The sequence below is a fragment of the Phormidium sp. CCY1219 genome, assembly GCF_055795085.1.
In genome coordinates this window covers 38,240-48,298 of sequence record NZ_JAYFEQ010000716.1, presented here as the reverse complement: position 1 = coordinate 48,298, position 10,059 = coordinate 38,240, and the positions used below count along the sequence as shown (strand labels likewise).

The window sequence follows — 10,059 nt, the reverse complement described above, 5'->3', positions numbered from 1 at the left end:
ATACTTTCGCGATCGCAAAGCTCTCCATCCACACAAACCACAAACGCTGAAATTCGATAGGGAATCCCCCGCTCGTTTGCCAAAACATTCCCACTACCATATTGATGAGATGCTCTGGGTCTGGCACTGGCTGAGGACCGGTTCGTTCATCTAAATTATATTCTAGCCCATGAACGTCAGTGCTGAGGTTTTTATTCGTCCATTGAATAATTGGATAATTCCGCTCGTTTCGATTTAATACCGTATAATAATTTCCCTGCTTTAATTCACATTCAAATCTTTTTTCAACCGATTGGCTGAGTAGTAAAAGAGGGGGTTTTTTGGGCGTTTGAAGGCAAGAATGCAGCACCGAAAATCGCTGTTGCACCCAACCAACTCAAAAGTATCGTTTTTAGTTTCATGCATCCAATTACTTACAAAACCAAAATTGGCCTTCTGACTTTTTCAAGTCTACCAATTGATTTGCAATCCCCCTCCGAAAAACTATGTCTGGGAAAAAGCTATCCAGCACTAGGGATTTTACTCGACTTGACTGAGTAGCTGCTGAACTTGTTCATAGGCTTCGGTGTTTCCTTGGTCCTGGAACAAACTGGCAGCTTGGCGCAAGTCTTCAATCGCTCCTGACTTATCTCCCAGTCGCGCCCGTGCTATTCCACGACCCATATAAGCCTCAGCATATTCCGATTGACTTTCAATTGCGCTGTTGTACATACCAATAGCATTCTCATACTCTTCGTTTTCCAGGTACATATTGCCCAACATCTCGTAGAATGCTGCTTCTTCCAGTATTTCTCCTGGTTCTTCCAGTTGATTTAAGAGGGACTCTGACCCTTCTTGGGCAATTGTGTTTTCGTCAATCAGAGATGGGTTTTCCTGTGGGAAATTTTGCCCCGATGAAGTGGGTAGAGTGGTTTTGGCTTGCCCGACTCCGGGAAGGATGCTTAACATGGCCACTAGGGTTGCAGTTCCGGCGAAGGTACGGGACAAGAAGTTGATGGAAGTGAAATTAAAAGTCATTGGCTGTTAGTAATTAAAGGAGATGGAACGAGGAACTCAATGGAGTTCATTGAGTAGCTCGATGAAAGCGATCGCCTGCAAGTTTTCCAGTGGTGGAAAAGCACCCTTTGTTCCGTAAAGCGGAATGAAACTAGAACGCAGAACGCTCGATGCTTTTACCCTAAGCTACAATAATGCTGCCTTCATCAGGACTAGGGTCAAAAGGAGTAAGTCCTGCTACGGTGGTGGCTCCGGTGAGAACATCGACAACTTCTACAGGAGTTAGATTGGGATTGGCTTGGCGGATGAGGGCTGCCACACCTGCAACATGGGGAGTTGCCATTGAAGTACCATCCAGAGTTTCATACTGTCGTCCTGTGCTCGTAGATAAAATATCTATTCCCGGTGCGACTACGAATTTCAAATCGGAATTCGTCTCTCTATTAATGCTAGGAAGATTGCTTATTTGCGCCTGTAAACCTTCATTATCTACAGCACCGACAGCAATGACTCCAGGGATGGAAGCGGCTAAGGATGCGGGAAATCTCGTATCAGATCTTCCTTGATTGCCTGATGCTAAAACAACCACCGCATCTTTAGAGACAGCGTAGTCGATAGCATCTTCTATTTCGGCTCTTTCTTCTTCCGGATGATTATCGTTCAAGCTCAAACTGGCGTTGATAATATTCGCTCCATTATCAGCAGCATAACGGATTGCCTCTGAAACGGCGGGCACATCGAGTGAAGGGATAGCAGAATTACCAGTGTTGGAGTCTTCTGGATTGGAAGATGCGGTTTTTAACGGCATAATTTGTGCTTCATAAGCAACTCCAGTGGTTCCCACGCCATTTCTCCCCGCTGCAATGGTTCCGGAAACATGAGTGCCGTGAATTTTTTCCGAGTCTTTCGGCATGGGGTCGTTATCATTATCAGCAAAATCCCAGCCCCGAATATCATCCACATAGCCATTGCCGTCATCATCGATTCCATTGCCGGAAATTTCCCCCGGATTTGTCCAGATATTCCGTTGTAAATCAAGGTGGTTATAGTCCACGCCATTATCGATAACGGCAACTACCATGTCTTGTCCTGTAAACCCATTAGCCCACGCTGATGCCACATTGATTCGGTTCAAATCTTCAAAATTCTCTCCATTTGCCGACGTTAACGGCTCGGCACTAGAAATCGAACTGCCGATCGCTCCCTCGATTGCTTGTTTAGCATCCACCAGACCCTTACCAAAGTTTGGGTCAAAATTGGAATCCACAGTCGGATTATCTGGTTGAGCCGATAAACTCAAGCTATAGTTAGAATTTTCCCCTTCTGGTGGTGTATTCACTCGCAGAAAGTAAGTACCTGCTGGTAGCACAGTAGTGTCAATTTTTTTGATGATAGGTTCTTCGTCATTATTGAAAGGTGGTTGAATCTCACCAGCCAAAAATTCTGAATCATCGATAATTAAATCCCGATCCAAATCCCGACCAATACTTACGCTGTCCAACTCGGTTAATCCATCAAAATCGATGGTAACCTTACGACTGTTCGGCAGCGTGAAAAGATAGATATTGCTAGAGTCAGGAGTGGAATTTTGAAAGATTGGTGTTTCGCCGAGCGTACCTAAATCTTCAGCCCGTAATAAATCTTTATTGTTCTCTACCGCCTCGAATCGGCGTCCCTCATTTTTTCCAAAGACCAGGAAATGTTGAATCGCACTTAAGCTACCTGAAGTAGCTGCTGCAACATCTCCATTTTGTTGGAAGTAAGAAGCCGTATCAAACTCATCATTAGGGTTGCGACCTTCAAATTGCCCGAATAACAAGAAGTGTTGGATTCCCGTGAGTTCGTCTCGCTCAACGGCTGCTGCAACATCTGGATTTTCGTCCAGATAATATCGAGTATCGAATTCGGCAAGCGGATCGAGTCCCTCTCTCTGCCCAAACTGGAGAAAATGGTCGATTGCCGTTATGCTTTCGTCTTGCATCACGGCGGCTTCCACATCTGGGTACAATGCCAGATAAAAATCTGTATCGAACAGAGCGCTAGGATCTCGTCTTTCAAATTGACCGAAGTTCAGAAAATGCTCTAGTGCATTGCTGAAAGCACCGACTGCTACTGCTTGCGATACATCGGGGTTTTGGGCGAGATAATAGCTTTCGTCAAATATAGTATTGAGGTCTAGCATAAATGATAATGCGTTGCTTTTACTGATGTGGTCAATCAAACGGTGATGAGAAGAAAAAAGGGACTGTAGCAATCCTATTCCCAATCGTTTTGCCAGATTCCCTCTTTCTCCCCAATTGACGATAGAGAGTCAAGCGATCGCTCGATTACATCCTTGAATGTAGCAACGGGAATCGCCCAACTTAATACTTCCATGTCTCGATATAAATCTGCTGATGGTAGACTGCCATCTTCAAACCGATAGGCATTAATCCCAGCCACGGGATATTTTGCACGGCCATTAATTCCAATCAATCTACCTCTGCGATCGAGTACCGGGCCGCCACTCATTCCATTTTGTATGTTATTATTGTAACCCATTTGGTAGCCTCTAGCAAGAGATAGTTCTAATAGAATTTTCACTCTGCCAGTTGTCAACTCATAAGCTCTTTCCCCCCAATCCCGAGTGTTTTCAGTGGGTCTCCTCGAATTTGGACTCGAACCTGCCCAGTTGGGAAATCCCGCAGCATAAACCAAGTCACCAACAGAAACGGTATTAGAATCTCCTAGCTCAACAACTTGGTAATCATTATTACTGGTGAATTCCAACAGTGCTAGGTCTCTATTTCCAAAATCAACAGAAAATTTCCATTGCCCAGAATGTGTATTACCATCAGCCGTTAAAACCCGGTACCGATTGTCAGCATTAAAGGCGAGTACATGATGGTTCGTCAAAACCGTATAGGTTTGACCTTGCCGTTTTACAATTACACCGGAACCCGCATCCCCAGAGCTAATAATCCGCACAGTGACTTGCCGTGCAATAACTGGAACCGAGGAAATTTCTCGATCTCGCATTGCAAGATACTCCTCAGGATTGAGCCTAGAGGTTGAGTTCAATAGAGTTTGTTTGTTGTCGAGCGAAACCAAGAAAGCGCTTGACAACAGTCCACTCAAAATCGACACAACGATTGGGGCTGACAAAACAAAAACAATGCTGGAGAATAAACCCACCGTCATAAATTGCAACTGTTTTACTCACTTTCAATGGGGCGGCGTATTTGGAGAGTCCAACGCCCGTTCTCTTCTGCCCACTGCTAATGAAAGCAGCGAGCAGAAGAACGAAAACTACAATGCTTAAAACCCTAATGTGTCTGAGGCGTTCACAGCACCCGCATCACTGTTACTTTCCGTAATTGCCCCGGTAGACCATCCCTCTATAGCGCCGTACAATTTGGTGAGGACTGTTCCTGCATCACGCGCATTCTCTGGTTTAAGAGTGAACAGCATATTTCTGCTATTGCAACTGCGTCGGCCCGTTCGCACATTACCAAAACAAACGGCTAAACTATTATTTACGAGGCCAACATTCCAAAACAAGCCGTCCATCGTCCCTCCATTGCGTCGAACCTCCCAGTTTAATTTCCGGGTAACTGTTTGACATCGTCTTGCCGGATCCCACTGTCCGCCGCCAAGGGTCGTCGTCCAACGAATCATCGGACTGTTTGCCATTTGACCATTGACATCGGCATAAGTGCGCCATTCGCCACCTATATTTTCGCACGCAAAGCTCACTGATTGCGCTTCGGCTTTAAACGCCATAGTGCTGCAAGCGGCAACAGCTCCCAATAAAGCCGTAGCAATAGATTTGAACTTCATTCTCAAATTCTCCATAAATGAATGACTGCAATCAATTCGATCGCCGATACAGCCAGTGACAGCGATCGCCCCGATAGACCGATTAATGCTATTAAGCTTGTATCACCCTCGGCCAAAACCATAGAAAGAGTCCGATGCTGACCATAACATTATCCAATAAGCTTAACTAGCCACCTCGAATGGGGCACACACTTCCTTTCTGATGACCCCTTCCGACCAGTGAAGAATCAAATCGAAACGGTAGCCCACAGGCCCGAAGCGGTAGATTGCCTTGGCGGAACCTTGGCTAACCGATATCTCGTCTCTGATGTTTTGGTGCTTCACTGGCGGTTTCTTAACAAATCATTGACTTCTAATCTAAACCCCCCCACCCCCCCTGTCAATTCATAAAGGTCAACAATTTCCGCCAATTTTTAGTTCATATTGTTCATATAGTTCATCCAATCTGCCCCCTTCCGCAGGGCGATCGGGTCAAAAGGTCAATCCTGGAGAGGCAGAAGGTTCGGGGTGGGGGGAGCGAATGGGTGGGAACCAGGGAGTCACCCGTCCGCTCCTGGACTCACGTTGGGGGGTTGCCGAGGTTTCGACGTTAGGGGTTTATTTTTTGGTTTCGATGGGTCATAATGTTCTTCAGTGGGTGGATATCATCCATTTCACAATTCCTCGAGGATAAATACTATCTGACTTTCCGTGGGGGCGGGAGGAACCGTCTATCTGAAAGGGAGAGGGGAGAGTGAATGGATGTAGTGCCATCGACTGTCACGTTCGTCCACCGTATTGTGCCCTCAATGACCTATGGATACTGAAGCCGCCTGCCGACTTGTGAAGCTCACAGATGAGTTTATGGAAACTCAGACCGGTAAAGGGTTAGAGGAGATGGAAAAATTGCTTCTCCAAGGGATGCTGGAAGACCTCAGCTACCAGGAAATCCGCGATCGCTTTCACATCGGCCAAAATGTAGATTATCTCAAACGATGTGTCTCCTATCAACTGCGAAAGCGACTCACGCAAACCTTCAAAGATGCGGGCCATCTCCGCCCCAAGGCGAACAACCTGCGAAAAAAGGAGCTTTCTCGATATCTCCTGCAGATATTCTCCCCAGAGAATATCCCCAATGTGGAAAGGAATTCCCAGGAATTCGCCCTCACCTGGGAACCTCCCCCCGGGAAGTCTCCGCCGCCGGATCCTATCTGCTATCAAAATCTACCCACACCCTCGCATCGGGTCTTTTTCGGTTACGAAGAACAACTAAGGTACTTGCTCGACCTCCTCTCGCCCCATAATTCGGTCTATCGTATCAGTGTCGAAGGAATCGGGGGGGTGGGCAAAACCACCCTGGTGTTAGAAGCCGCCTATCGCTGCTTAAATACCCATCAGTTTGAGGCGATCGTGTTTACCTCGGCGCAACCCTATCGACTGGCGGGCGATCGCATTTTACCCCGTCTGAAGCGAGAGCGCACGTTGGGGGATATTTTCCGCAAGATTTGCCGGGTCCTAGAGCGTCCCGATATCCTAGAAGCGGATTTCGATGGTCAATTCGAGCAAATTCAAGAGAGCTTGGCCGATCGCCGAGTGTTGTTAATCGTAGATAATCTCGAAACCCTCGAAGACCTGGAACATGTTTGCTCGTTCTTGTACGAGCTGCCGGCCAGCGTCAAAGTGGTGGTCACCAGCCGGGAACATGCCCCCTTGGATTTTACCCTCCATCTGGAATCCCTCTCTCAAGCGGATGCCAAGCGACTCATCCTCCAGCAAGCCACAGAAAAAAACATCCACCTTCATCCCGAAAACTGTGAACTATTATACCAAAAAACCGGCGGTATTCCTGGGGCGATCGTCTATACCATCGGTCAACTGGGGGCAGGCTATTTCTTGGCCGATGTGTTGGCGCGCTTGGATACGGGCAACCGGGACGATTTGACTCGTTTTTGCTTTGAAAGCTCCGTGGCACCTTTGCGAGAACAGCCCCCCCATCGCCTGCTGATGGCGGCGGCTATCTTTTCGAAACCGGCGTTATTCGAGGCGATTTGTTATGTGGCTTCGGTGGCAGACCGCGAAAGTTTCGCGAAGTTGCTGCAACTTTCTCTGGTTAAAAAAAAACCGCCTGGAGCGATACGAGATGCTGCCCCTGACCCGGGGGTATGCCCTGGCGGAAGTGAAAGCCCGTCCCCAATTCGAGGAAAAATCCCGGTGTCGCTGGGTTAGCTGGTATCGGCAATTTGTGGCCGACTACGGGGGCAAAGATAGCAAGGAATGGGAGGATTTTTCCGAGATAGAGGCGGAATGGGACACTCTGATCGAGGTCATCGAATGGTGTATCGCCCAAAAGCGATATGCGGACGTACTCTATTTTTGGCGACAGGTAAAATCTTATAACTATACCCAAGGACGCCAAAGCGATCGCCTCAGTTATTGGCGAATCCCCCTCGCATGGGAACAGTGGCTGGTCCAAGCTGCCCAACAGCATCAAGACTGGTCTACAGCGGTAGAGGTGATGCGCGAGCAAGGCTGGAAACTGGTCCTCAAAGGTCAAAAAAAACATCTAGAAGCTGCTGATGCCATTTTTGCCCGCGCTTGGGAATTGCGAGAGTATCGCGAATTAAGCAAACAGTTAGATTTAGCAATCTGCATTGCCGCTTTGCGGGTGGAACAGCAGCAATTTGACAATGCTTTACACTGGCTCGAACGAGGTGAAAAACTGCTCGACAAAGCAAAGGGAATCCCCGACTCTACAGGAAACCTTACTTTGACACCACGGGACGCCACCCGTTTCCGGATTCGTCTTTTATATTGTGAAGGGGAAATTTATTATAAAATCTATCAGTACCAAACCGCCAAAACTACCTTTCAAACCGCACTGGATTTAGCTCTCTCTCTTTCCTGGCAGCGAGCGGAATTTTTAATTAAAGACTGGTTAGCTCACGTGGCAATTCAAGAAAAAAATTTTGACCGCGCTGAATCGTTATTATTAGAATGTCTGGCTGTAGCCAGAGAAAAAAAAGATAATTGCCGGATTGCCTTCTGTCAGCGGGCGATCGCTAAGGTAGAATCCGGGCGGGGCAATTCCTTCAAAGCGGAAAACCTCGCCCGCAAAGCCTTGGCAACATTCCAGGATTTAGGCATGATAACCGAAGCCAAAGAAACCCAGGAATTACTCGGTGGGATGCGTCAGTAGAGTGGGCTGGGCATTGCGGCTGACAGCTAGCTGGTTATCTGCAAGCTTCTGGGCAATGCCCACCCTACAGTAACGTACTTTATCCCACCAATTCACCGCGATCGCCGGGTAAGGCGGCCCAGACTTCGGCGAAGTCGAGTTCCACTCGGGGACGATCCGCCTTGGAGTCGCCCAGGGGTTCGCAATCCGCCGGTTGGGGAGTGGTCTCTTCCTCGTCGCTGTTGGACTGGGTTTGCGCGAGCAATTCCACGCCGAAGTATTCCTGGAAGAGGGTTTTGGTTTCGGCAAACGCCAGGTACAGGTTGTCGCGATCGCTCTCGCCGCGTTGCCCAAAGTAGGGAAAATGGTGAACGAAGCGCCCAAAAAGGCGATCGCAGTCTTCGGCGTATTTGCTAGTATCAAGGATATGCTGGTGCCAGACGGCATCGATTTCTGGGGTGGGGATGATTTGCCGATTGGGATAGAGGTAAATCAAACCCAAAAACATCAGATACAGGCCGATCGCTTTAATGGTTTGTTCTCGGGTCCATCCGTTTGCCATCAGTTTATAGGCGATCGGGCCGAAATCGAGGTTTTTTGCCCGATTGGCAAACTTTTGCAGTAGGGGACGGGCGGGTTTTTGATGCTTGTTCAGGGACATCATGCAATCTCCTCGCTAAAGAGCTAAACCTGGGAAAAGCGAGTTGGCCAACTGCTGTGTTTTCCACATTTCCAACGTACTGAGGAGAAGCGCTCAGCGGGAACTGACAGCGATCGGGGATTTTTGGCTTTTTCCGTGACAAGTGTTAGTTGACTTTGCTAAACTGGACCGAGCCGGAGGGGGAAAAGTCAGTGTTGCCGGGAAACGGAGCGCCAATCCGCCCCACCCCCTGGAATTCCAGGTGATGCGGTGCGGATCCCGAACCCGCAGCCAATATTGACGCTCGAACCGTTATGGGGTTTATCACTCCACGGGTCGCTTCCATTTGAGAAAGGCTCTGATTTCGCTAATCATTTCGCAGGTCTGGTGTGATGACAAACCACAAGGAAGATTTATTCGACTCTTATGAGGAAAAAGCCTCTGAGTTATGGGACGTGGAACGGCTATTGACTGACTTAGGAGAAGTGAGGGGCAAAGAACTGTCCGAGACGGAACAACTCTATCTCTATTTGCTGCTGGTGGGCTATAGCTCCAAAGAAATAGCTGAGGAAACCCACCGCAGCGCCGGAACGGTGAGAACGGCATTGTCAAGCAATCTGTATCCTGGGCTTAAGGATCTTTTAGACCTAGACATGGAAGCGGATCCGAATGGCAATGGTAAGTCTGGCAACAACGGTCAAAAACTAGAGTGGCATAAGGTAATGCCTGCCTTGATGAAGAAAGGCTACCACCAAGACAAGAACCAGGGTCTCACAGAAGGTGGGGAGAACGTGACGTTGGAAATTGCCAGTGATTTTCAGTGGCGGATTAAGGATAAATTAAAGCAGCGATCGCCGAAAAATCCACCGCATTTGCTCCAGGTGAAAAGTACGGATTACAATCGCATCTATATTGAGGAAATCTCCGAGGTGGCGATCGATGGCGGTTTGCACATTTCGGCGAATTGGAAAGGGCAATTTAGAGAGGATGTGCCCCGGGCATTGCGAGGTCCGTTTAAACTCATCTTTCCTAAAGAGATTTACCAGAAAGGGAACTATTTGAAGTGGGTGGATGTTGATGGGAAATTGCGCTACAGCTTTGACTTGAGCCTCGACGGCGAGGGTAAATTGCAGTTGAGCGTCTCCGATGTGTGGGTGAGCAACTGCTCGGTCCCGCAAGCAAAATTCCTGGAAGGGATTAGCCAAGCGTTTCCCGAGATTCAAAGCCGATTTTCCCAGCCGCTCAAGGCGTTTAATTTATTGGCCAATCTAGATATAGATGTTAATCGAATTTTTCAAATTGTGTGCGAGGATAAATATAGAGCGGCAACTAAATACAGCAGCTTTGATTCCCAGAAGATTGTAAACTTTGAAATTGATGCTACAGAAATGAGAGTAACGGTGCGATCGGGTTTGGTGGATTGACTGGAGCGTAAGGTATAAAAAGCCCC

Annotated in this window: 8 protein-coding genes; 3 read left to right on the top strand and 5 right to left on the bottom strand. The window is 48.0% G+C overall.

The features are described 5' to 3' along the window. Positions 1–519: 519 nt before the first annotated feature. The 4 genes from AC0QH1_RS21440 to AC0QH1_RS21425 form a co-directional block, all read right to left on the bottom strand. Positions 520–1,017: a tetratricopeptide repeat protein gene (locus AC0QH1_RS21440; protein WP_324633356.1), complete on the bottom strand. Its 498-nt coding sequence runs from the start codon at positions 1,015–1,017 to the stop codon at positions 520–522. A gap of 160 nt (positions 1,018–1,177) precedes the next feature. Further along, positions 1,178–3,178, bottom strand: coding sequence for a S8 family peptidase (locus tag AC0QH1_RS21435; RefSeq protein ID WP_324633355.1), 2,001 nt, complete (start codon positions 3,176–3,178; stop codon positions 1,178–1,180). A 74-nt stretch (positions 3,179–3,252) separates the two neighbouring features. Next, a complete protein-coding gene (locus AC0QH1_RS21430; RefSeq protein ID WP_324633358.1) occupies positions 3,253–4,176 on the bottom strand; it encodes a S1 family peptidase in 924 nt (307 codons plus the stop codon). A 117-nt stretch (positions 4,177–4,293) separates the two neighbouring features. Beyond that, positions 4,294–4,815 carry a COP23 domain-containing protein gene (locus AC0QH1_RS21425; RefSeq protein ID WP_324633354.1) on the bottom strand — a complete coding sequence of 174 codons (522 nt, stop codon included), beginning with the start codon at positions 4,813–4,815 and terminating at the stop codon, positions 4,294–4,296. A 795-nt stretch (positions 4,816–5,610) separates the two neighbouring features. Between AC0QH1_RS21425 and AC0QH1_RS21420 the strand changes: the two genes are divergently transcribed. Together AC0QH1_RS21420 and AC0QH1_RS21415 are read left to right on the top strand one after the other, a co-directional pair. Further along, positions 5,611–7,020 carry an NB-ARC domain-containing protein gene (locus tag AC0QH1_RS21420; protein WP_324633353.1) on the top strand — a complete coding sequence of 470 codons (1,410 nt, stop codon included), beginning with the start codon at positions 5,611–5,613 and terminating at the stop codon, positions 7,018–7,020. Next, the gene (locus tag AC0QH1_RS21415) at positions 6,935–7,990 is read left to right on the top strand and encodes a tetratricopeptide repeat protein (RefSeq protein ID WP_324633352.1); all 1,056 of its coding nucleotides are present in this window, start codon (positions 6,935–6,937) and stop codon (positions 7,988–7,990) included. Before AC0QH1_RS21420 ends, AC0QH1_RS21415 begins: the two co-directional genes overlap by 86 nt. Positions 7,991–8,069: 79 nt before the next feature. Here the strand turns inward: AC0QH1_RS21415 and AC0QH1_RS21410 are convergent, their stop codons facing one another. Then, on the bottom strand, positions 8,070–8,633 hold the full coding sequence (locus tag AC0QH1_RS21410) for a glycine-rich domain-containing protein (RefSeq protein WP_324633351.1): 564 nt from the start codon (positions 8,631–8,633) through the stop codon (positions 8,070–8,072). A 368-nt stretch (positions 8,634–9,001) separates the two neighbouring features. Between AC0QH1_RS21410 and AC0QH1_RS21405 the strand changes: the two genes are divergently transcribed. After that, positions 9,002–10,033, top strand: a complete 1,032-nt coding sequence (locus tag AC0QH1_RS21405; protein WP_324633350.1) for a hypothetical protein — start codon at positions 9,002–9,004, stop codon at positions 10,031–10,033. Positions 10,034–10,059 lie beyond the last annotated feature (26 nt).